Raw genomic sequence first — 20,216 nt, forward strand, 5'->3', positions numbered from 1 at the left:
GCGGCGCCCCACCCTTTTCTTGTTCTGACGCCGGACGCCCGTCGGGCGCCCGGTCAACTCCATCCTCGATCGACGCTCAGCGCAGGCCGGCGATGTAATCGGCCACGGCCTTGATCTCGCCGTCCGTCAGGCGCGACGCGATCTGATGCATCGCCTCGTTGTTGTTGCGCGCGCCGGCCCCTTGCTGGAACGCGCTCAACTGCGCGACGGTGTAATCCGCCCATTGCCCCGACAGACGCGGATACTGCGCGGGCACGCCCTGGCCGGTCGGCCCGTGGCAGCTCGCGCACGCGGGCACGCCCTTTTCGCCGATGCCGCCACGGTAGATCTTCTGGCCGATCGGCACGGTCGCCGCGTTGTGCGCGGCGCCGAGCTGCGGGGCCTGCGACGCGTAATACGCGGCCACGTTGCGCATGTCCAGCTCGGTCAACGCACTCGCGAATCCCACCATCACGGCGTTGATGCGCGCCGCCCCCTTCGCGCCCGGCTGCGCCTTGAAATCGTTCAACTGCTTGACCAGGTATTCGGGAAGCTGGCCGGCCAGCTTCGGAAACCCGCCCGACGCGCTGTTGCCGTCCGCGCCGTGGCACGAAGCGCACACTTGCGCCGCGATCGCCTTGCCGCGATCCAGATCCGGCTTTGCCGCATCCGCCGCCTTTGCCGTCGCTGCGAAACCTGCGAACCCTGCTGCAACCTGAAGCACCATCAGAGACTTGCACAGTCGATTCATTCGCACACCCTGTTTCGTCTTGTGGGAATTGAGGTTCTGCAATAAACGACGGCGGTCAGTCTACCGCAGAAGCGCGCGACGCAAACGCCCGTGGCCTTCGGTAAAACGGGCGTATTGTACAATATCGCGCTGAAAGCCCCTGCGCCTATCGGGGCTACCCCGCCTCCACCAAGCGGCTCGCGCCGCCCGTCGCCCCCCCGGTTCCCATGGCCTTTTTGCTCCACCAAGCCCGCTTCTACACGACCGTCAACCACCTGCGCGACCTGCCGCCCACGGTGCAGCCGGAAATCGCCTTCGCGGGCCGCTCGAATGCCGGCAAATCGACGGCGATCAACGTGCTGTGCAACCAGAAGCGGCTCGCGTTCGCGTCGAAGACGCCCGGCCGCACGCAGCACATCAACTATTTCTCGGTCGGCCCCGCGGCCGAGCCGGTCGCGAACCTGGTCGACCTGCCGGGCTACGGCTACGCGGAAGTGCCGGGCGCCGCGAAGGCGCACTGGGAGGCGCTCCTGTCGTCCTACCTGGCGACCCGCTCGCAGTTGTGCGGCCTGATCCTGATGATGGACTCGCGCCGCCCGCTGACCGAGCTGGACCGCCGCATGATCGAGTGGTTCACGCCGACCGGCAAGCCGATCCACACGCTGCTGACCAAATGCGACAAATTGACGCGACAGGAAAGCATCAACGCGCTGCGCACCACGCAAAAGGCGCTGGATGCGTACCGCGACGCCGGCGTCCGGGGCGCGCTGACGGTCCAGCTGTTCTCGGCGCTCAAGCGCACGGGCCTCGACGATGCACACGCGCTGATCGAGAGCTGGCTGCGTCCGTCGGTCGCCAGCGAAGACGGCGACGCTGTAGCAAAATAACCGGGCAACGCGCCGCCGGCATCCGCGGCGCGCACCTGACGGGCCTGCCGCTTCGATCCGCGCATAAAAAAACCCGCCGTCAAACGGCGGGTCAAACAGCCTTATCGAATAACGACAGGCACCCGCTCAGGGAGGAGAAGCGGGGAGCGTCGCGCAACGCGCACCGCTCGATCGCTATCATATACCAATGCCTCGAAAAATAACCTAAGGGTTCTGTAAGCTCCCTTATTGCCCTTATTTCTGCCCTATCGCCATGAGCTTCTATCCGCATCATCGTCCGCGCCGGATGCGCCGCGACGACTTCTCGCGCCGCCTGATGCGCGAAAACCATCTCACGACCGACGACCTGATCTATCCGGTGTTCGTCGTCGACGGGACGAACGAACGCCAGGCGGTTCCGTCGATGCCCGGCGTCGAGCGCGTTTCCGTCGATCTCCTGATGGGTGTCGCCGAACAGTGCGTCGAGCTGGGCGTGCCCGTCCTGTCGCTGTTCCCGGCGATCGAGCCGTCGCTCAAGACCCCTGACGGCCGCGAGGCGGCCAATCCCGACGGCCTGATCCCGCGCGCGGTGCGCGAGCTGAAAAAGCGCTTCCCCGAGCTCGGCGTGCTCACCGACGTCGCGCTCGATCCGTACACGAGCCACGGGCAGGACGGCGTCCTCGACGAGGCCGGCTACGTGATCAACGACGAAACCGTCGAAATCCTCCTCGAGCAGAGCCGCGCGCAGGCCGAGGCCGGCGTCGACATCGTCGCGCCGTCGGACATGATGGACGGCCGGATCGGCGCAATCCGCGAGATGCTCGAAAGCGAAGGCCATATCCACACGCGCATCATGGCTTATTCCGCGAAATTCGCGTCGGCGTTCTACGGCCCGTTCCGCGATGCAGTCGGCTCCGCGTCGAATCTGGGCAAGAGCAACAAGATGACCTACCAGATGGACCCGGCCAACACCGACGAAGCGCTGCGCGAAGTGCGTCTCGACATCGAGGAAGGCGCGGACATGGTGATGGTCAAGCCGGGCATGCCGTACCTCGACATCGTGCGCCGCGTGAAGGACGAGTTCCGCTTCCCGACCTACGTGTATCAGGTGAGCGGCGAATACGCGATGCTGAAGGCCGCGGCGATGAACGGCTGGCTCGATCACGACAAGGTGGTGCTCGAGTCGCTGCTCGCGTTCAAGCGTGCCGGCGCCGATGGCGTGCTGACGTACTTCGCGCTCGACGCCGCCCGTCTGCTGAAGGCGCAGCGCTGATTCCCGGCGTCACGGGCAAAAAGGCGAGGCCCATTGGCGCCTCGCCTTTTTTTCGCGCCGCGAACGCGTGCCGGTTACACCGACGGCGCCGCCGCGCGATCGAGACTGCGCAGGAAAGCCTCCGCCGCCTGATAGCCGACCACGCGCGCGATTTCCTTGCCGCTGCGATCGAAGAAGATGATGCCGGGCGGGCCGAACAGGCTGAATCGCTTGAGCAGCGCCTGATCGTCCACGCTGTTCGCGGTGACGTCGGCGCGCACCAGGTGGAGCTGCGCGAGTCGCGCCTGCACCCGTGCGTCGGTGAAGGTGAGATGCTCCATCTCCTTGCAGCTCACGCACCAGTCGGCATAGAAATCGAGCATCACGGGCTGCTGCGACGTCTTGAGGAGCGCGTCGAGCTCCGCGATCGACGCGACCGGCGCGAAAGCCGGCCCTTCCGGTGCGGCAGGCGCGCCGGCCGCGACGGCGGCCGACCGTGCGGCCAGCACCGCCAGCGGCTTGATCGGGTCGGTCGAACCCGCCGCGAGGCCGACGAGCAGCGCGGCCGCCCAGATCGCCAGCGCGGCGCCCAGCCCGCGCCCGAGCCGTTGCCAGATCGACTGCGCGCCGGAGTGCGGCGTAAACAGCCCGAGCGCCGCGGCGGCGACCAGCAGCCACAATGCGCCGAGCATCATCTGGAACGCACCGCCGAGCACCGGCCAGACGATCCACAGCGCGGCGGCGAGCAGCACGATGCCGAAGAACACCTTCACACCGTCCATCCAGGTACCGGCACGCGGCAGCAGGGTGCCCGCGCCGACGCCGACGATCAACAGCGGCACGCCGAGGCCGAGCCCCATCGCGAATAGCGCCGCGCCGCCCAGCAGCGCGTTGCCGGTATGCGCGATGAACGCCAGCACCGCGAACAGCGGTGCGGTCATGCATGCGCCGACGACGAGCGCCGACAGCGCGCCCATCGCGGCGACCGCCGCGAAGTGGCCGCCGTTGCGGCCCGTCGTCGCTTGCGACGCGCCGTTTTGCCAGCGATGCGGCAGCGCGATGTCCTTGCCGGAAATCAGCGACACCGCGAACGCGCTCAGCAGCACGCCGAAACTGCCCAGTACCCACGGATTCTGCAGCCATGCGCCGAGGCTCTGGCCGACGAGCGCCGCGGCAACGCCGAGCACCGTATAGACGAGCGCCATGCCGATCACGTAGGTCAGCGACAACGCGAAGCCACGCGCATGCGTTGCGCGCGTGCCCTGGCCGATGATGATCGCCGATACGATCGGGATCATCGGATACGAGCAGGGCAGCAGGCTCAGCACCATGCCTGCCACGAAATACAGCGCGACGATCGTGAAAAAGCCCTGGCCCTCGAGCAACGACTTCGCGTATTCCGCACTCGTGAGACGCTCGAACCAGCTGCCGACCGGGGCATCATGGGACGCCGACGCAGCCGCGCCCAGCGCGTCCCCGCTCACCTTCACGACGTGCTCGGCGGGCGGATAGCAGATCCCCTCGTCCGCGCAGCCTTGCGACGTCACCGCCAACTCGAACGGCCCTGACGCCTGCTTGACGGGCACGTGGATCAACACGTCGCCGCGATACGTCTCGACGTTCTTCTGGAAAGTCTGGTCGAACTTCACGTGGCCGGCGGGAAGCTGCGGCTCGCCGAGCGTCGCCTGCCCGCTCCTGACCACGAACGCGAAGCGCTCGCGGTACAGGTAATAGCCGTCGGCGACCTTGAAGTGAATGTCGACCTGCCCCGGCGCTTCGCTCGCGCTGAAGCGGAACGCGGCCGACGGATCGAGAAAGTCGTCGGCTGCGCGCGCGAGCGACACCGCGCCCAGCATCAGCACGAGCGGCAACAGCAGTGCGAAAAACCAGCGCGTGCCGGCACGCAGGCGAAGATCCATACGGTTAAACATGAAATAGACGTTGAGTTTCGCCGGTCACCCACTGGCCATATGACGACGACGCGGTGGCTTGCCATGACACGATTTCAGGCGTGTCGTACGGATGATGCGCCTGAATAAATCGCTCCAGTTCGAGCGCGCGAACCGGGCTGGTCTTGAACAGCAACTGAATTTCGTCGGCGGTCTCGACCTTGCCTTGCCAGTGATAGCGCGAACGGATCGCGCCGAGTTCCGACACGCACGCCGCGAGACGCGCAGTCAGCGCACCGTCGGCCAGCGACTGCGCGGCCGCTGCATCCGGCACCGTCGTCAACATCAGCACCACCACCATACGCACCTCCTGCTCGTTACGCCGCTTGCGCCGTATCGTAGCGCACGCGGCATGTCGGCGCCGACGCGCCGTGCTGCGACAATCGACCACATCGCGGCGCACCAAAACAAAAAGGGCCAAGCAATCGCTTAGCCCTTTCTTGCTACGTGCCGAGACGCTTATTCAGCTTCTTGGACGTTTTCCGCTTCGACCAGTTCCGGACGATCCAGCAGTTCGACCAGTGCCATCGGTGCGTTGTCGCCGACGCGGAAGCCGAACTTCAGGATGCGCAGGTAGCCGCCCGGACGGTTCGCGAAACGCGGACCGAGCACGTCGAACAGCTTCGCGACCGAGTCACGATCGCGCAGGCGGTTGAACGCCAGGCGGCGGTTCGCGAGCGACGGCTTCTTGCCGAGCGTGATCAGCGGCTCGACGACTTTACGGAGTTCCTTCGCCTTCGGCAGCGTCGTCTTGATGACTTCGTGCTCGATCAGCGAGTTGGACATGTTGCGGAGCATAGCCAGACGGTGGCTGCTCGTGCGGTTCAGTTTCCGCAGACCATGACGATGGCGCATTTCAGTTTCCTTGATTCAAAGTTTTGATCCAGCTCTTCTATCGCACCCGACAGGGTGCACGGGCCGGTACCGAAAAAAGCAAGATGCGGATTTTAGAAGAAAATCCGCATCTTGACCAGTTACAACATCAACCGGGCTTACTTGTCGAGACCAGCCGGCGGCCAGTTCTCGAGCTTCATGCCCAGCGTGAGACCGCGCGAAGCGAGCACTTCCTTGATCTCGTTGAGCGACTTGCGACCGAGGTTCGGCGTCTTCAGCAGCTCGTTTTCCGTGCGCTGGATCAGGTCGCCGATGTAATAGATGTTCTCGGCCTTCAGGCAGTTCGCGGAACGAACCGTCAGCTCGAGATCGTCGACCGGACGCAGCAGGATCGGATCGATCTGCGGTGCACGCGACGGCGCTTCCGCAGCCGCTTCCGTGCCTTCCAGCGCCGCGAACACGGACAGCTGATCGACCAGGATGCGTGCCGACTGGCGGATCGCTTCTTCCGGGGTGATCACGCCGCTCGTCTCGATGTTCATCACGAGCTTGTCGAGGTCGGTACGCTGCTCGACACGCGCGCTTTCGACGGCGTAGCTCACGCGGCGAACCGGCGAGAACGACGCGTCCAGCACGATGCGGCCGATGATCTTGGCCGTGTCTTCACCGTAGCGGCGAACGTTGCCCGGCACATAACCGCGGCCCTTCTCGATCTTGATCTGCACGTCGAGCTTGCCGCCCTTCGACAGATGCGCAATCACGTGATCCGGGTTGATGACTTCGCAATCGTGGGACAGCTCGATATCGCCGGCCGTGACGACGCCTTCGCCTTCCTTGCGCAGGGTCACCGTCACTTCGTCGCGGTTGTGCAGCTTGAACACCACGCCCTTCAGGTTCAGCAGCAGGTTAACGACGTCCTCTTGCACACCATCGAGCGTCGAATATTCGTGCACGACGCCCGCGATGGTCACCTCGGTCGGCGCATAGCCCACCATCGACGACAGCAGCACGCGGCGGAGCGCATTGCCCAAGGTGTGGCCGTAACCGCGTTCAAACGGCTCCATGACCACCTTCGCGTGGTTCTCGCCCAGCGATTCCACGGCGATGATCTTGGGTTTCAACAAACTGGTCTGCATAGGTTTTCCTTTTCAATACCCTCGGCTCGTTACACCGATAAGGCTGACCGGTAACACCCTGAAAATAAACAGCCGAGGCCCCCCCTTGCTGAACGCAATCGGGGGGCCTCGGCCGTCAATCGGATTAACGCGAGTACAATTCGACGATCAGGCTTTCGTTGATGTCGCCAGCGATGTCAGCGCGCTCCGGCATTTGCTTGAACGTGCCTTCGAACTTCTTCGCATCGACCGCGACCCAGCTCGGCATGCCGCCTTGCTCGGCCAGCGACAGCGCTTCGACGATACGCGCTTGCTTCTTCGCCTTTTCGCGGATCGCGACCACGTCGCCACTCTTCACTTGCAGCGACGGGATGTTCGAGACGACGCCGTTCACCGTGATCGACTTGTGGCTCACCAGCTGACGTGCTTCAGCGCGGGTCGAGCCGAAGCCCATGCGGTACACGACGTTGTCGAGGCGCGACTCGAGCAGTTGCAGCAGGTTTTCACCCGTGTTGCCCTTGCGACGGTCGGCATCGGCGAAGTAGCGGCGGAACTGACGCTCCAGCACGCCGTAGATACGCTTGACCTTCTGCTTTTCACGCAGCTGCGTGCCGTAGTCGGACGTACGCGCGCCCGAGATACGGCCATGCTGGCCCGGCTTGCTGTCGAGCTTGCACTTGTCGGCGAGCGAGCGACGCGCGCTCTTCAGGAAGAGGTCAGTGCCTTCACGGCGGGACAGCTTGGCTTTAGGGCCGATATAACGTGCCACTTTGCATTCCTTTATCAATCGTCACGCGGATCGGAATCCGCGCTAGTTCGCACCCTTTGGGGCGAACGGTGGGCTTAGTCAATCAAAAAAGCACAGCCCGTCGACGCAATGCGGCGACAGGCAACGCGCCAGCACGAACGTGCCAGCGCATCGTCAGATGCGGCGACGCTTCGGCGGACGGCAGCCGTTGTGCGGAACCGGCGTCACATCCGAAATCGCGGTGATCTTGATGCCGAGGCCGTGCAGTGCGCGCACTGCCGACTCGCGACCCGGGCCGGGACCCTTGATCCGCACTTCCAGATTCTTCACGCCATATTCCATCGCCACGCGGCCAGCCGACTCGGCAGCAACCTGGGCAGCGAACGGCGTCGACTTGCGCGAGCCCTTGAAGCCCTGGCCGCCCGACGTCGCCCATGCCAGGGCGTTGCCTTGGCGATCGGTGATCGTGATGATCGTGTTGTTGAACGACGCGTGGACGTGAACCACGCCTTCAGCGACGTTCTTCTTAACCTTTTTGCGAACGCGTTGCGCCGCGGTGTTCGAAGCCTTAGCCATTACGTTTTCCTGTAACTGTCAGTTCCGCTTACTTCTTCAGCGCTTGCGCTGCACGACGCGGACCCTTGCGAGTACGGGCGTTCGTGCGCGTACGCTGACCGCGCATGGGCAGACCCTTACGATGACGCACGCCACGATAGCAGCCGAGGTCCATCAGGCGCTTGATGTTCATCGTCACTTCACGGCGCAGATCGCCTTCGACGACAAACTTGCCCACTTCTTCACGCAGCTTTTCGAGGTCTGCGTCGGTCAGGTCCTTGACCTTCTTCGAGAATTCCACACCCGAAGCCACGCAGATGCTGCGCGCGCGCGTGCGGCCGACACCGAAGATTGCCGTCAGGCCGATCTCGGTATGCTGGTGATTCGGGATGTTAACCCCTGCGATACGAGCCATTGTTTTTCCTCAAACAAAAAGCGCAAACAAACGCGCGGTCAGCCTTGGCGCTGCTTGTGGCGCGGATCCGAGCTGCAGATCACGCGAACCACGCCTTTGCGCTTGATGATCTTGCAATTGCGGCAAATGCGCTTAACCGATGCCATCACTTTCATGATATTACCCTTTTTTCAAATCACTTCGCCCGGAACACGATCCGCGCACGAGACAGATCGTAAGGCGTCAATTCAACCGTCACCTTGTCGCCCGGGAGGATGCGGATGTAGTGCATCCGCATCTTTCCGGAGATATGCCCCAATACGACATGGCCGTTCTCCAGCTTCACCCGGAAGGTAGCATTCGGGAGGTTTTCGATCACCTCACCCTGCATCTGGATTACATCGTCTTTGGCCATAAGCTCTTATCAACGCATTGGGACGTTGCCGCCCTTGAAGTTGGCCTTCTTGAGCAGCGACTCATACTGTTGCGACATAACGTACGACTGCACCTGCGCCATGAAGTCCATCGTGACGACGACAATGATCAGCAGCGACGTTCCACCAAAATAAAACGGCACATTCCAGCGCAGCACCAGGAATTCCGGCAGCAGACACACGAAGACGATGTAGATCGCACCGGCCAGCGTCAGACGCGTGAGGATGCGGTCGATATATCGTGCGGTCTGGTCGCCCGGACGGATGCCCGGCACGAACGCGCCGCTCTTCTTCAGGTTGTCCGCGGTTTCCCTGCTGTTGAACACCAGTGCGGTGTAGAAGAAGCAGAAAAACACGATCGCCAGCGTGTACAGCAGCACATAGACCGGCTGACCCGGCTTCAGCGCTTCCGCCACGTTATGCAGCGTGTCGGAGAACCAGCCCTTGCGCTCACCCGAGCTGAACCAGCTCAGGATCGTTGCCGGGAACAGAATGATCGACGATGCGAAGATCGGCGGAATCACGCCCGACATGTTCAGCTTCAGCGGCAGGTGCGACGACTGGCCACCGTAGATCTTGTTGCCGACCTGGCGCTTCGCGTAGTTCACGAGGATCTTGCGCTGACCGCGTTCGATGAACACGACCAGGTAAGTCACCGCGGCAATCAGAACCACGATGATGATCGCCGAGAACGGCCCCATCGAACCCGTTTTCACCAGCTCGAGCAACCCACCGACGGCATTCGGGAACCCTGCTGCGATCCCGCCGAAGATGATGATCGAGATGCCGTTGCCCAGACCCCGCTCGGTGATTTGCTCACCCAGCCACATCAGGAACATCGTGCCCGTGACCAGCGTAACGACCGTGGTCAGACGGAACAGCATGCCGGGATCGGTGACGAGACCCGGCTGGTTCTCCAATGCGGCAGCGATGCCGAACGCCTGGAAGGTCGCGAGCACCACGGTGAAATACCGCGTGTACTGCGTGATCTTCCGCTGGCCTGCCTGGCCTTCCTTCTTCAGCGCTTCCATCTGCGGCGAGACGATCGCCATCAGCTGCATGATGATCGACGCCGAGATGTACGGCATGATCCCCAGCGCGAAGATCGTGAAGCGGGAAAGTGCGCCACCCGAGAACATGTTGAACATGCCCAGGATGCCGCCCGCCTGGCTCTGGAACAGCTTCGCCAGTTGATCCGGATCGATGCCCGGCACCGGAATGTGCGCGCCGATGCGATAGACGATCAGCGCCAGCAGCAAGAACATTGCCCGCCGGCGCAGATCGCCGAACTTCGCCGTGCTTCGACCGGGTTTTGCAAGACTCGGGCTGTTAGCCACGTACCTTCTCCGATGCAAATGCTAGTGACGACGCGCGATGCGTGTCACTCGGCAAACGAACCGCCAGCCGCTTCGATCGCAGCACGCGCACCCTTGGTGGCGCCGAGACCCTTCACGACGATCTTGCGCTTGATCTCGCCGGTGGCGATGATCTTCGCGCTCTTCGTCAGCTCACCGACCAGGCCGGCTTGCTTCAGGGCGAGCAGATCGACTTCGTCGACCGGCAGCTTCTCGAGGTCGCCCAGGCGCACTTCACCGACGAATTCCTTCGTCAGCGACGTGAAGCCGCGCTTCGGCAGACGACGTTGCAGCGGCATCTGACCGCCTTCGAAGCCAACCTTGTGGAAGCCGCCCGAACGCGATTTCTGACCCTTGTGACCACGGCCGGCCGTCTTACCGAGGCCGGAACCGATGCCGCGGCCCACGCGACGCTTTGCGTGCTTGGCGCCTGCAGCCGGCTTCAGGTTATTCAATTCCATATCAACTCCTTGATCCGTAGTCGGCCGCTTAACCGATGACCTTAACAAGGTACGAGACCTTGTTGATCATGCCGCGCACCGCCGGCGTATCCTGAAGCTCGCTGACCGAATTGAGGCGACGCAGACCCAGACCGCGCACAGTGGCACGGTGCGTTTCGCGGGTCCCAATCAGGCTCTTGACGAGCTGAACCTTGACAGTTTTTTCAGACATGGTGACCACCTGGGCTTAGCCCAAAATATCTTCGACGGACTTGCCGCGCTTCGCCGCGATGTCGGCCGGGGTCGACTGCTTGCGCAGGCCGTCCAGCGTTGCACGCACGAGGTTGTACGGGTTCGTCGAACCGTGGCTCTTCGCCACGACGTTCTGAACGCCCATCACGTCGAACACGGCGCGCATCGGGCCGCCGGCGATCACGCCGGTACCGTCCTTCGCCGGAGCGAGGAGGACCGCCGATGCGCCGTGCTTGCCGTGCACTTCGTGTTGCAGCGTGCCGTTCTTGAGCGGCACCTTGAACATGTTGCGACGCGCTTGTTCCATTGCCTTCTGGACGGCAACCGGCACTTCCTTCGCCTTGCCCTTGCCCATACCGATGCGGCCATCGCCGTCGCCAACCACGGTCAGTGCGGCGAAGCCGAGAATACGGCCACCCTTCACGACCTTGGTCACGCGGTTGACCGAAATCATCTTTTCACGAAGGCCGTCGTCGCGTTCGTCAGCCTGAACTTTCGCTTGCATCTTTGCCATGACGAATTCCTTCCTTAGAACTTGAGCCCAGCTTCACGAGCTGCCTCAGCCAGCGCCTTCACGCGGCCGTGGTAGCGGAAGCCCGAGCGGTCGAAGGCGACGGATTCGATGCCGGCGGCCTTTGCCTTCTCGGCGATACGCTTGCCGATCAGCGTCGCGGCGGCGACGTTGCCACCCTTGCCCGACTTGTCGGCGAGCTCTGCGCGCACTTCAGCTTCGAGCGTCGACGCGCTTGCCAGCACCTTGGTGCCGCATGCGGAGAACACTTGAGCGTAGATGTGCGTGTTCGTGCGATGCACGGCGAGACGCGCGACCTGCAGCTCAGCGATCTTGATACGCGTCTGGCGAGCGCGGCGCAGGCGAGATTGAGTCTTATCCATGATTGCGCACCCTTACTTCTTCTTCGTTTCTTTGAGGATCACAACCTCGTCGGAATAGCGCACGCCCTTGCCCTTGTAGGGCTCCGGCGGACGGTAGCCGCGGACTTCCGCTGCCACTTGGCCGACTTGTTGCTTGTTGATCCCCTTGATCACGATTTCGGTTTGCGTCGGGGTTTCAGCCTTGACGCCTTCCGGCATCTGGTGCACCACCGGGTGCGAGAAACCCAGCGACAGGTTCAGCTTGTCGCCTTGCGCTTGCGCACGATAACCGACGCCAACCAGCGTCAGCTTGCGCTCGAAACCCTTGGTCACGCCGTGCACGGCATTCGCGATGATCGCGCGCATCGTGCCCGACAGTGCATTTGCTTCGCGGCTTTCGTCGACCGGCGACAGATTCAGCGTGCCGTCGTTGTTCGCCACGTTCACGAGCGGATTGACCGCTTGCGTGATGGTGCCCAGCGGGCCCTTGACGGTGATCGCACCGTCGGCCAGCTTGACTTCCGCGCCTTGCAGCGCGATCGGGCTCTTACCTACTCGAGACATGTTCCTCTCTCCTTTCGGTTAAGCGACGTAGCAGATGACTTCGCCGCCGACGCCCGTAGCGCGCGCCTTGCGGTCGGTCATCACGCCCTTCGGCGTCGACACGATTGCCACACCGAGGCCATTCATGACCTGCGGAATGTCGTTACGGCCACGGTACACGCGCAGGCCAGGCTTCGACACGCGTTCGATGCGTTCGATGACCGGGCGGCCGGCGTAGTACTTCAGCGCGATATTCAGTTCGGACTTCGCGCCTTCCGCCTTCACGGCGAAATCGTCGATATAGCCTTCGTCCTTCAGGACCTGCGCGATTGCAACCTTGACTTTCGACGAGGGCATCGACACCGATACCTTCTCGACCATCTGCCCGTTGCGGATGCGAGTCAGCATATCGGCGATAGGATCACTCATGCTCATTTACGTTTCTCCTATTACCAGCTCGCCTTGGTCAGGCCAGGAATCTCGCCACGGAACGCGATTTCACGAATCTTGTTGCGCGCGAGGCCGAACTTGCGGAACGTGCCACGCGGACGGCCCGTGATCGCGCAGCGGTTACGCTTGCGGGTCGGGTTCGCGTTACGCGGCAGTTGCTGCAGCTCGAGGCGAGCGGCATAACGCTCTTCTTCGGACTTGCTCGCGTCGTCGATGATCGCCTTCAGTGCCACGCGCTTCGGCGCGTACTTTTGTGCGAGACGAGCGCGCTTCTTTTCACGTTCGATCAGTGCCAGTTTAGCCACGGTAACCTCAGTTTCTGAACGGGAACTTGAAGCTGGCGAGCAGCGCCTTCGCTTCTTCGTCGGTCTTCGCAGTCGTCGTGATGCTGATGTTCAGCCCACGCAGCGCGTCGATCTTGTCGTAATCGATTTCGGGGAAAATGATCTGCTCTTTCACACCGATGTTGTAGTTGCCACGACCGTCGAATGCACGACCCGACACGCCGCGGAAGTCGCGCACGCGGGGCAGCGCAACCGTCACGAAACGATCCAGGAATTCGTACATCGCCTGGCCGCGCAGCGTCACCATCGCACCGACCGGATAGCCTTCGCGAATCTTGAAGCCTGCGATTGCCTTGCGAGCCTTCGTCACGACAGGCTTCTGGCCTGCGATCTTCGTCAGGTCGCCGACGGCGTGCTCGATCACTTTCTTGTCAGCGACGGCTTCGCCAAGGCCCATGTTCAGGGTGATCTTGGTGAGACGCGGCACTTCCATGATCGACTTGTAGCCGAACTTCTCGATCAGGCCGGGAACAACCTTCTCTTTGTAAAACTCTTGAAAACGAGCCATTTTTTTACTCCGCTGCGTCAGGCGCTCAGTACGGCACCGGTCGTCTTCAGGAAGCGAACCTTCTTGCCTTCCTCGACCTTGATGCCAACACGCGACGCCTTGCCATTCGCGTCGACGAGCGCGACGTTCGAAATATGCAGGGGCATCGTCTTCGCTTCCACGCCGCCCGTCGTACCCTTCATCGGGTTGGGCTTCACATGCTTCTTGACGAGGTTGATACCTTCAACCGTCACACGATCGTCGGCACCAACAGCCAGCACGACGCCGCGCTTGCCCTTGTCCTTGCCGGCGATGACGATGACTTCGTCACCTTTGCGAATCTTGTTCATCGCGACTCCTTACAGCACTTCCGGCGCAAGCGAAACGATCTTCATGAATCGTTCGCTACGCAGCTCACGCGTGACCGGCCCGAAGATGCGGGTGCCGATCGGCTCAAGCTTGTTATTCAAAAGCACAGCGGCGTTGCCGTCGAACTTGATCAGCGAACCGTCTTGACGACGCACGCCCTTGGCGGTGCGAACCACCACGGCATTGTAGATTTCGCCTTTCTTCACACGCCCGCGCGGCGTTGCCTCTTTGACGCTCACCTTGATGATGTCGCCAATGCTGGCATAACGACGCTTCGAGCCGCCGAGCACCTTGATGCACATGACTTCACGCGCACCCGTGTTGTCGGCTACTTCAAGCCGAGTTTCGGTCTGGATCATGGTTTGTCTTTCCCAACTTAATCCGAATACACCACCATGGCGCACTCGGTCAGTCTTGGTCCCGTCAGCCTATCGGCTGCTTGGGTTGGAACAGCAGCGACGGCAAACGAAACCCGCCATCGCAATTCGGTGAATCTTTCGGAGCAGGCTGGCGCCCGTCCGCTTCCCCCACCATTAACTTCGCCCGCGACGGGGCTCCCACAAAGAGGGAAGACCGGAATTATAACAAATAATCCCGGTCACGCAAGCAAAAACTTTGCGATTTCAGGCACTTCATTGCTGAAGTGCCTGTTACTGCCTGTCCCGCTTAGATCACGCGGGCCGCCTCGACGAGACGCGACACCGCCCAGGCCTTCGTCTTCGAAACAGGACGGGTTTCCTGGATTTCGACGAGATCACCTTCGTTGCAGGTGTTCGCTTCATCGTGCGCGTGGTACTTCTTCGAGCGCACGACATACTTGCCGTAGATCGGGTGCTTGACGCGGTGCTCGACCAGCACGGTGACGGTCTTGTCCATCTTGTTGCTGACGACCTTACCGACGAGCGTCCGCTTCAGCGAGGTTTTCACGCTATCGTTCATTTCTGGTTCGCCTTCTGAGTCAGGACGGTCCGCACGCGTGCGATGTCGCGACGAACCTTCTTCAGCTGGCTCGTGTTCGTGAGCTGCTGGGTCGCGAGTTGCATGCGCAGGCCGAATTGCGCCTTCAGCAGGTCCGACAGCTCTTGGTTGAGCGCGGCCTGGTCTTTCTGGAGAAGTTCGGAAGCCTTCATGTTTTCTCCTTAGGCGCCGAGCTGGCGCACAATGAACGCCGTCTTCAGCGGCAGCTTCGCTGCGGCCAGACGGAACGCTTCGCGTGCCAGTTCTTCGGATACGCCATCCATTTCATAGAGCATCTTGCCCGGCTGAATCTCGGCGACGTAGTACTCCGGGTTACCCTTACCGTTACCCATCCGCACTTCGGCCGGCTTTTGCGAGATCGGCTTGTCCGGGAAAATGCGAATCCAGATACGGCCGCCACGCTTGATGTGACGCGTCATTGCACGACGCGCCGCTTCAATTTGACGCGCGGTCAAACGGCCGCGACCGATCGCCTTCAGGCCGAAATCACCGAACGACACGGCGTTGCCGCGCGTCGCCTTGCCGGTGTTACGACCCTTCTGCTCTTTGCGATACTTCCTGCGTTTCGGTTGCAGCATCGTTATTCTCCAGTCTTGCCGTCTTCCGGCTTGCCGGCGCCACGGCGCGGTGCGCCACGGCGAGCACCCGGAGCGCCGCCTTCGCCGTCACGGCGCGGACGACGGTCGCCCGGACGCGCATTGCGACGCGGACGCTTGTCTTCGGCTACTTCTTCCACCACCGGCGCATCGTTACGGCCGAGCGTGTCACCCTTGTACACCCACACCTTGACGCCGATGATCCCGTACGTCGTCTTCGCTTCCGAAGTTGCGTAGTCGATGTCGGCACGCAGCGTGTGCAGCGGCACGCGGCCTTCGCGATACCACTCGGTACGAGCGATTTCGATACCGTTCAGACGGCCGGCGCTCATGATCTTGATGCCCTGGGCACCCAGACGCATCGCGTTCTGCATCGCACGCTTCATCGCGCGACGGAACATGATCCGGCGCTCGAGCTGTTGCGTGATCGAGTCGGCGATCAGCTGTGCATCGGTTTCCGGCTTGCGGATTTCCTCGATGTTGACGTGAACCGGCACGCCCATGCGGCGTTGCAGTTCCGTCTTCAGCTGTTCGATATCCTCACCCTTCTTGCCGATGACGACACCCGGACGCGAGCTGAAAATCGTGATGCGCGCGTTCTTCGCCGGACGCTCGATGATGACGCGACCCACCGAAGCGTTCTTCAGCTTCTTCTTCAGGTATTCACGAACACCGATGTCTTCCTGCAACATCGCCGCGAAATTGTTGTTGTTCGCGTACCAACGCGACGCCCAATTGCGGCTGACGGCCAAACGGAAGCCAGTCGGATGAATTTTCTGTCCCATCGTATGACCCCTTAATTCCCGACCGTCACAGTGATGTGACAGGATTGCTTCTCAATGCGGTTGCCGCGGCCCTTGGCGCGCGCGGTAAAACGCTTGAGCGATGCAGCCTTGTCGACATAGATGCTCTTGATCTTGAGCTCGTCGATATCGGCGCCTTCGTTGTGCTCCGCATTCGCGATCGCCGACAGCACGACCTTCTTCACGATGCCAGCCGCCTTCTTCGGCGAGAACGTCAGAACGTTCAGCGCCTTGTCGACCGGCAAACCGCGGATCTGGTCAGCCACAAGGCGCGTTTTCTGCGCCGAGATGCGGGCACCGCGATGAATTGCTTTCACTTCCATCTTGATTGCCCCTTATTTCTTGGCCTTCTTGTCGGCCGCGTGACCCTTGAACGTACGGGTCAGTGCGAACTCGCCAAGCTTGTGGCCGACCATGTTTTCCGAGATGTACACCGGAACGTGTTGACGGCCGTTATGAACAGCGATCGTCAGGCCGATGAAATCCGGCAGAATCGTCGAGCGACGCGACCAGGTCTTGATCGGCTTTTTGTCGCGCGAAGCTGCAGCCGCCTCAACTTTCTTCAGCAAATGGGCGTCGCAGAACGGACCTTTTTTTACAGAACGTGCCATTGCCTACTCCTTAACGCTTGTGACGGCGCTGGACGATCATCGTCGTCGTGCGCTTGTTGCTGCGGGTGCGGTAACCCTTCGCCGGCGTGCCCCACGGGCTCACCGGGTCGCGACCTGCAGCCGTCTTGCCCTCACCACCACCGTGCGGGTGATCGACCGGGTTCATTGCAACGCCACGCACCGTCGGGCGGATACCGCGCCAGCGGTTCGCGCCTGCCTTGCCGATCTGGCGCAGGCTGTGCTCTTCGTTGCCCACTTCACCGATCGTTGCACGGCACTCGATGTGCACGCGGCGGATTTCGCCCGAACGCAGGCGAACCTGCGCGTAGACGCCTTCGCGCGCCAGCAGCATTGCCGACGTACCGGCCGAACGCGCCATTTGCGCGCCCTTGCCCGGCAGCATCTCGATGCAGTGGATCGTCGTACCGACCGGGATGTTGCGGATCGGCAGCGTGTTGCCTGCACGGATCGGCGCTTCCGAACCCGACATCAGCTGCTGGCCAACCGTCACACCCTTCGGCGCGATGATGTAGCGACGCTCGCCGTCTGCGTACAGCACCAGCGCGATGTTCGCGCTGCGGTTCGGGTCGTACTCGAGACGTTCGACCTTGGCCGGGATGCCGTCCTTCGTGCGACGGAAATCGACGACACGATAGTGCTGCTTGTGACCACCGCCCTTGTGGCGCGTGGTGATGTGGCCGTTGTTGTTACGGCCGGCGGTCGAGCTCTGCGTGTCGAGCAGCGCTGCGAACGGCTTGCCCTTGTGCAGATTCTTGTTGACCACCTTGACCATCGCGCGGCGACCCGGCGACGTCGGCTTAACTTTCACGATTGCCATGATTACTTGGCCTCCGCTTCAAAGTTGATTTCCTGGCCGGGCTTCAGGCACACATAGGCCTTCTTCACGTCCTTACGGCGGCCCATCGAGCGGCCGAAGCGCTTTTGCTTGCCCTTCTGAACCAGCACGTTGACCGAATCAACTTCAACCTTGAACAGCAGCTCGACAGCTGCCTTCACTTCCTGCTTCGTAGCATCCGGTGCGACTTCGAACACGACTTGCTCGTTCTTGTCGGCAACCAGCGTCGCCTTTTCGGAGACCACCGGCGCGAGCAGGACCTGCATCAAACGATGATCGTTCTTGCGAATCTCGCTCATGACAGCAACTCCTCGATCTGGGCGACCGCAGCCTTCGTGACCAGCACTTTCTTGAAGTAGATCAGCGACAGCGGGTCAGCGTAGCGCGGCTCGACAACTGCCACGTGCGGCAGGTTGCGCGATGCCAGGTACAGGTTTTCGTCGACCGTGTCGGTAATCACCAGCACGGAATCGAGACCCATGGCCTTGAACTTTTCGGCCAGCAGCTTGGTCTTCGGCGCTTCGAGAACGATGTCCTCGACGACCGACAGACGGCCTTCGCGGGCCAGCTGCGAGAAGATCGAGCAGAGACCTGCGCGATGCATCTTCTTGTTGACCTTGTGCGAGAAGTTTTCGTCCGGCGAGTTCGGGAAAATCCGACCACCGCCACGCCACAGCGGGCTCGACGACATACCGGCACGAGCGCGGCCCGTACCCTTCTGGCGCCACGGCTTCTTGGTCGTGTGCTTGACTTGCTCACGATCCTTCTGGGCGCGGTTACCCTGGCGAGCATTCGCCTGGTACGCCACCACGACCTGATGGATCAGCGCTTCGTTGTAGTCACGGCCGAACACGACGTCCGACGCGTTAACCACCGAACCTTCCTGACCATTGGCATTCAGGAGCTTGAGTTCCATTATTTCGCCCCCTTCACAGCGCGCGTCTTCACGGCCGGCGTCACGAAAACCTTGCCGCCCTTCGCACCCGGCACTGCGCCCTTGACGAGCAGCAGCTTGCGGTCGGCGTCGATGCGAGCGATTTCGACGTTCTGAACCGTCACCGTCTCATCACCCATGTGACCGGTCATGCGCTTGCCCGGGAAAACACGACCCGGATCCTGCGCCATACCGATCGAGCCCGGCACGTTGTGCGAGCGCGAGTTACCGTGCGATGCACGGCCAGAGGCGAAGTTGTAACGCTTGATCGTACCAGCGTAGCCCTTACCGATCGACACGCCTTGCACGTCGACCTTCTGGCCCACTTCGAACAGATCCGTACCGACGACAGCACCATTCGACAGCTCGGCTGCCTTGGCCGCATCGATGCGGAATTCCTTGAGGATTTCACCGGCTTCGACACCGGCTTTGGCGAGATGACCTGCCAGCGGCTTCGTCACGCGCGATGCACGACGGGAGCCGAATGCAACCTGAACGGCCGTGTAGCCGTCGGTTTCAACAGTCTTGATCTGCGTCACGCGGTTGTCCGACACGTCCAGCACGGTGACAGGAATCGAATCCCCATCAGCCGTGAAAATACGGGTCATGCCAACCTTGCGACCTACGAGTCCAAGGCTCATCGTTTTCTCCATTCCCGACTGCGATTGGTCGGGGCTAATTTACAAAACGCCGGGTCCGTAGCGGATGCAGGCAGACCGGCCTTTTTACGCAAATACGCGAAAAGCCCTCCATTATAGCGAGGCTTTTCGTTTTTCGCAAGCAATCAAAGACTTAGCACCATCCGGCTGGCCGGGCGGCGCCGGAAGCCTTACTGCAGCTTGATTTCCACGTCGACGCCAGCCGGCAGGTCGAGCTTCATCAGCGCGTCAACCGTCTTGTCGGTCGGATCGACGATGTCCATCAGGCGCTGGTGGGTACGGATTTCGAGCTGATCGCGCGACGTCTTGTTGACGTGCGGCGAACGCAGGATGTCAAAACGCTGAATGCGCGTCGGCAGCGGCACCGGGCCACGGACGATTGCACCAGTCCGCTTCGCCGTGTCGACGATTTCGGCAGCCGATTGATCGATCAGACGATAGTCGAAAGCCTTCAGACGAATGCGGATTTTCTGTTGCTGCATGACAATTCCTTGAAAAGAGCAAGGCGATATTGCATCGCCAGATCAATAAAGAACGCGAGACCGGAGCCTGCGGGGAGCGAGGCACCTGATCCCGGACGGCACTTCTACTGCTAAGCCGGTGATTCTACACGATTCTGTGGAGCAGCGGCATGGATCTGTCGCCGGCCCGGGGCTTCCGCAACCCGCTTCCTTGCCACGATCGGCCCGAAATAAAAAACCGGGCGCCAGCGAAAGCTGGACGCCCGGTTCCGGACAGCATTGCTACTGCGAAGTCGCGGATCCTATGCGAATCCGCGGATCGTCGACATTACTCGATGATCTTTGCGAC

Annotated in this window: 34 protein-coding genes; 2 read left to right on the forward strand and 32 right to left on the reverse strand. The window is 61.8% G+C overall.

Annotated features, from left to right (window positions below):
• Nucleotides 1-76 precede the first annotated feature (76 nt).
• Complete coding sequence (locus tag LIG30_RS20570) at nucleotides 77-730, reverse strand: c-type cytochrome (RefSeq protein WP_038714962.1); 654 nt, start codon at nucleotides 728-730, stop codon at nucleotides 77-79.
• A 206-nt stretch (nucleotides 731-936) separates the two neighbouring features.
• On the opposite strand from LIG30_RS20570, the gene yihA reads away from it, so the two are divergent.
• Entirely contained in the window at nucleotides 937-1,596 is a 660-nt protein-coding gene (gene yihA, locus LIG30_RS20575) for a ribosome biogenesis GTP-binding protein YihA/YsxC (protein ID WP_038714963.1), read from the forward strand.
• Between the two features lie 253 nt (nucleotides 1,597-1,849).
• A complete protein-coding gene (gene hemB / locus LIG30_RS20580) occupies nucleotides 1,850-2,848 on the forward strand; it encodes a porphobilinogen synthase (RefSeq protein WP_038714964.1) in 999 nt (332 codons plus the stop codon).
• Nucleotides 2,849-2,922: 74 nt separating this feature from the next.
• Here the strand turns inward: hemB and dsbD are convergent, their stop codons facing one another.
• The 31 genes from dsbD to rpsJ form a co-directional block, all read right to left on the reverse strand.
• Entirely contained in the window at nucleotides 2,923-4,758 is a 1,836-nt protein-coding gene (gene dsbD / locus LIG30_RS20585) for a protein-disulfide reductase DsbD (protein WP_038714965.1), read from the reverse strand.
• Complete coding sequence (gene cutA / locus LIG30_RS20590) at nucleotides 4,751-5,077, reverse strand: divalent-cation tolerance protein CutA (protein ID WP_038714967.1); 327 nt, start codon at nucleotides 5,075-5,077, stop codon at nucleotides 4,751-4,753. The genes dsbD and cutA overlap by 8 nt, the downstream gene beginning before the upstream one ends.
• Nucleotides 5,078-5,235: 158 nt before the next feature.
• Nucleotides 5,236-5,631, reverse strand: a complete 396-nt coding sequence (rplQ, locus tag LIG30_RS20595; RefSeq protein WP_038714969.1) for a 50S ribosomal protein L17 — start codon at nucleotides 5,629-5,631, stop codon at nucleotides 5,236-5,238.
• 137 nt (nucleotides 5,632-5,768) lie between these two features.
• Nucleotides 5,769-6,746 (reverse strand): DNA-directed RNA polymerase subunit alpha, encoded by a 978-nt coding sequence (locus LIG30_RS20600; RefSeq protein WP_038714970.1) that lies wholly within the window; start codon nucleotides 6,744-6,746, stop codon nucleotides 5,769-5,771.
• Nucleotides 6,747-6,870: 124 nt separating this feature from the next.
• A complete protein-coding gene (rpsD, locus tag LIG30_RS20605) occupies nucleotides 6,871-7,494 on the reverse strand; it encodes a 30S ribosomal protein S4 (RefSeq protein ID WP_038714972.1) in 624 nt (207 codons plus the stop codon).
• 153 nt (nucleotides 7,495-7,647) lie between these two features.
• A complete protein-coding gene (gene rpsK, locus LIG30_RS20610) occupies nucleotides 7,648-8,049 on the reverse strand; it encodes a 30S ribosomal protein S11 (protein WP_010092939.1) in 402 nt (133 codons plus the stop codon).
• A gap of 28 nt (nucleotides 8,050-8,077) precedes the next feature.
• A complete protein-coding gene (rpsM, locus tag LIG30_RS20615) occupies nucleotides 8,078-8,443 on the reverse strand; it encodes a 30S ribosomal protein S13 (protein WP_038714973.1) in 366 nt (121 codons plus the stop codon).
• Nucleotides 8,444-8,481: 38 nt separating this feature from the next.
• Nucleotides 8,482-8,598, reverse strand: coding sequence for a 50S ribosomal protein L36 (gene rpmJ / locus LIG30_RS20620; RefSeq protein WP_004199844.1), 117 nt, complete (start codon nucleotides 8,596-8,598; stop codon nucleotides 8,482-8,484).
• 20 nt (nucleotides 8,599-8,618) lie between these two features.
• Nucleotides 8,619-8,837 (reverse strand): translation initiation factor IF-1, encoded by a 219-nt coding sequence (infA, locus tag LIG30_RS20625; protein ID WP_004521905.1) that lies wholly within the window; start codon nucleotides 8,835-8,837, stop codon nucleotides 8,619-8,621.
• Nucleotides 8,838-8,846: 9 nt separating this feature from the next.
• The gene (secY, locus tag LIG30_RS20630; protein WP_038714974.1) at nucleotides 8,847-10,193 is read right to left on the reverse strand and encodes a preprotein translocase subunit SecY; all 1,347 of its coding nucleotides are present in this window, start codon (nucleotides 10,191-10,193) and stop codon (nucleotides 8,847-8,849) included.
• Nucleotides 10,194-10,237: 44 nt separating this feature from the next.
• Nucleotides 10,238-10,672 (reverse strand): 50S ribosomal protein L15, encoded by a 435-nt coding sequence (rplO, locus tag LIG30_RS20635; RefSeq protein ID WP_038714976.1) that lies wholly within the window; start codon nucleotides 10,670-10,672, stop codon nucleotides 10,238-10,240.
• Between the two features lie 28 nt (nucleotides 10,673-10,700).
• Entirely contained in the window at nucleotides 10,701-10,883 is a 183-nt protein-coding gene (gene rpmD, locus LIG30_RS20640; protein WP_010106952.1) for a 50S ribosomal protein L30, read from the reverse strand.
• 15 nt (nucleotides 10,884-10,898) lie between these two features.
• Nucleotides 10,899-11,417 (reverse strand): 30S ribosomal protein S5, encoded by a 519-nt coding sequence (gene rpsE, locus LIG30_RS20645; RefSeq protein ID WP_008343875.1) that lies wholly within the window; start codon nucleotides 11,415-11,417, stop codon nucleotides 10,899-10,901.
• Between the two features lie 14 nt (nucleotides 11,418-11,431).
• Complete coding sequence (gene rplR, locus LIG30_RS20650) at nucleotides 11,432-11,797, reverse strand: 50S ribosomal protein L18 (RefSeq protein ID WP_038714979.1); 366 nt, start codon at nucleotides 11,795-11,797, stop codon at nucleotides 11,432-11,434.
• Between the two features lie 12 nt (nucleotides 11,798-11,809).
• Nucleotides 11,810-12,340 carry a 50S ribosomal protein L6 gene (gene rplF / locus LIG30_RS20655; RefSeq protein WP_038714980.1) on the reverse strand — a complete coding sequence of 177 codons (531 nt, stop codon included), beginning with the start codon at nucleotides 12,338-12,340 and terminating at the stop codon, nucleotides 11,810-11,812.
• A gap of 18 nt (nucleotides 12,341-12,358) precedes the next feature.
• Nucleotides 12,359-12,754, reverse strand: a complete 396-nt coding sequence (gene rpsH / locus LIG30_RS20660) for a 30S ribosomal protein S8 (RefSeq protein ID WP_011350677.1) — start codon at nucleotides 12,752-12,754, stop codon at nucleotides 12,359-12,361.
• A 14-nt stretch (nucleotides 12,755-12,768) separates the two neighbouring features.
• Nucleotides 12,769-13,074: a 30S ribosomal protein S14 gene (rpsN, locus tag LIG30_RS20665; protein WP_038714982.1), complete on the reverse strand. Its 306-nt coding sequence runs from the start codon at nucleotides 13,072-13,074 to the stop codon at nucleotides 12,769-12,771.
• A gap of 7 nt (nucleotides 13,075-13,081) precedes the next feature.
• Complete coding sequence (gene rplE / locus LIG30_RS20670; protein WP_038714983.1) at nucleotides 13,082-13,621, reverse strand: 50S ribosomal protein L5; 540 nt, start codon at nucleotides 13,619-13,621, stop codon at nucleotides 13,082-13,084.
• A gap of 17 nt (nucleotides 13,622-13,638) precedes the next feature.
• Nucleotides 13,639-13,950: a 50S ribosomal protein L24 gene (rplX, locus tag LIG30_RS20675; protein WP_038714985.1), complete on the reverse strand. Its 312-nt coding sequence runs from the start codon at nucleotides 13,948-13,950 to the stop codon at nucleotides 13,639-13,641.
• A 9-nt stretch (nucleotides 13,951-13,959) separates the two neighbouring features.
• Entirely contained in the window at nucleotides 13,960-14,328 is a 369-nt protein-coding gene (rplN, locus tag LIG30_RS20680; RefSeq protein WP_038714987.1) for a 50S ribosomal protein L14, read from the reverse strand.
• 307 nt (nucleotides 14,329-14,635) lie between these two features.
• Nucleotides 14,636-14,908 (reverse strand): 30S ribosomal protein S17, encoded by a 273-nt coding sequence (gene rpsQ, locus LIG30_RS20685; RefSeq protein ID WP_038714988.1) that lies wholly within the window; start codon nucleotides 14,906-14,908, stop codon nucleotides 14,636-14,638.
• Nucleotides 14,905-15,099 carry a 50S ribosomal protein L29 gene (gene rpmC / locus LIG30_RS20690; RefSeq protein WP_038714989.1) on the reverse strand — a complete coding sequence of 65 codons (195 nt, stop codon included), beginning with the start codon at nucleotides 15,097-15,099 and terminating at the stop codon, nucleotides 14,905-14,907. The genes rpsQ and rpmC overlap by 4 nt, the downstream gene beginning before the upstream one ends.
• A gap of 9 nt (nucleotides 15,100-15,108) precedes the next feature.
• On the reverse strand, nucleotides 15,109-15,525 hold the full coding sequence (rplP, locus tag LIG30_RS20695) for a 50S ribosomal protein L16 (protein ID WP_038714990.1): 417 nt from the start codon (nucleotides 15,523-15,525) through the stop codon (nucleotides 15,109-15,111).
• Nucleotides 15,526-15,527: 2 nt separating this feature from the next.
• A complete protein-coding gene (rpsC, locus tag LIG30_RS20700; protein ID WP_038714993.1) occupies nucleotides 15,528-16,328 on the reverse strand; it encodes a 30S ribosomal protein S3 in 801 nt (266 codons plus the stop codon).
• A gap of 11 nt (nucleotides 16,329-16,339) precedes the next feature.
• Complete coding sequence (gene rplV, locus LIG30_RS20705) at nucleotides 16,340-16,669, reverse strand: 50S ribosomal protein L22 (protein WP_004199272.1); 330 nt, start codon at nucleotides 16,667-16,669, stop codon at nucleotides 16,340-16,342.
• Nucleotides 16,670-16,681: 12 nt separating this feature from the next.
• Nucleotides 16,682-16,957 (reverse strand): 30S ribosomal protein S19, encoded by a 276-nt coding sequence (rpsS, locus tag LIG30_RS20710; RefSeq protein WP_004199273.1) that lies wholly within the window; start codon nucleotides 16,955-16,957, stop codon nucleotides 16,682-16,684.
• A 10-nt stretch (nucleotides 16,958-16,967) separates the two neighbouring features.
• Nucleotides 16,968-17,795, reverse strand: coding sequence for a 50S ribosomal protein L2 (gene rplB / locus LIG30_RS20715; RefSeq protein WP_038714995.1), 828 nt, complete (start codon nucleotides 17,793-17,795; stop codon nucleotides 16,968-16,970).
• 2 nt (nucleotides 17,796-17,797) lie between these two features.
• Nucleotides 17,798-18,112, reverse strand: coding sequence for a 50S ribosomal protein L23 (gene rplW, locus LIG30_RS20720; protein WP_012734358.1), 315 nt, complete (start codon nucleotides 18,110-18,112; stop codon nucleotides 17,798-17,800).
• Nucleotides 18,109-18,729, reverse strand: a complete 621-nt coding sequence (gene rplD / locus LIG30_RS20725; RefSeq protein ID WP_038714997.1) for a 50S ribosomal protein L4 — start codon at nucleotides 18,727-18,729, stop codon at nucleotides 18,109-18,111. The genes rplW and rplD overlap by 4 nt, the downstream gene beginning before the upstream one ends.
• The gene (rplC, locus tag LIG30_RS20730; protein ID WP_051995103.1) at nucleotides 18,729-19,388 is read right to left on the reverse strand and encodes a 50S ribosomal protein L3; all 660 of its coding nucleotides are present in this window, start codon (nucleotides 19,386-19,388) and stop codon (nucleotides 18,729-18,731) included. The genes rplD and rplC overlap by 1 nt, the downstream gene beginning before the upstream one ends.
• A gap of 188 nt (nucleotides 19,389-19,576) precedes the next feature.
• Nucleotides 19,577-19,888 (reverse strand): 30S ribosomal protein S10, encoded by a 312-nt coding sequence (gene rpsJ / locus LIG30_RS20735; RefSeq protein ID WP_004199280.1) that lies wholly within the window; start codon nucleotides 19,886-19,888, stop codon nucleotides 19,577-19,579.
• Nucleotides 19,889-20,216 lie beyond the last annotated feature (328 nt).

It is taken from the genome of Burkholderia sp. lig30, assembly GCF_000687455.2.
Taxonomy (GTDB): domain Bacteria; phylum Pseudomonadota; class Gammaproteobacteria; order Burkholderiales; family Burkholderiaceae; genus Burkholderia.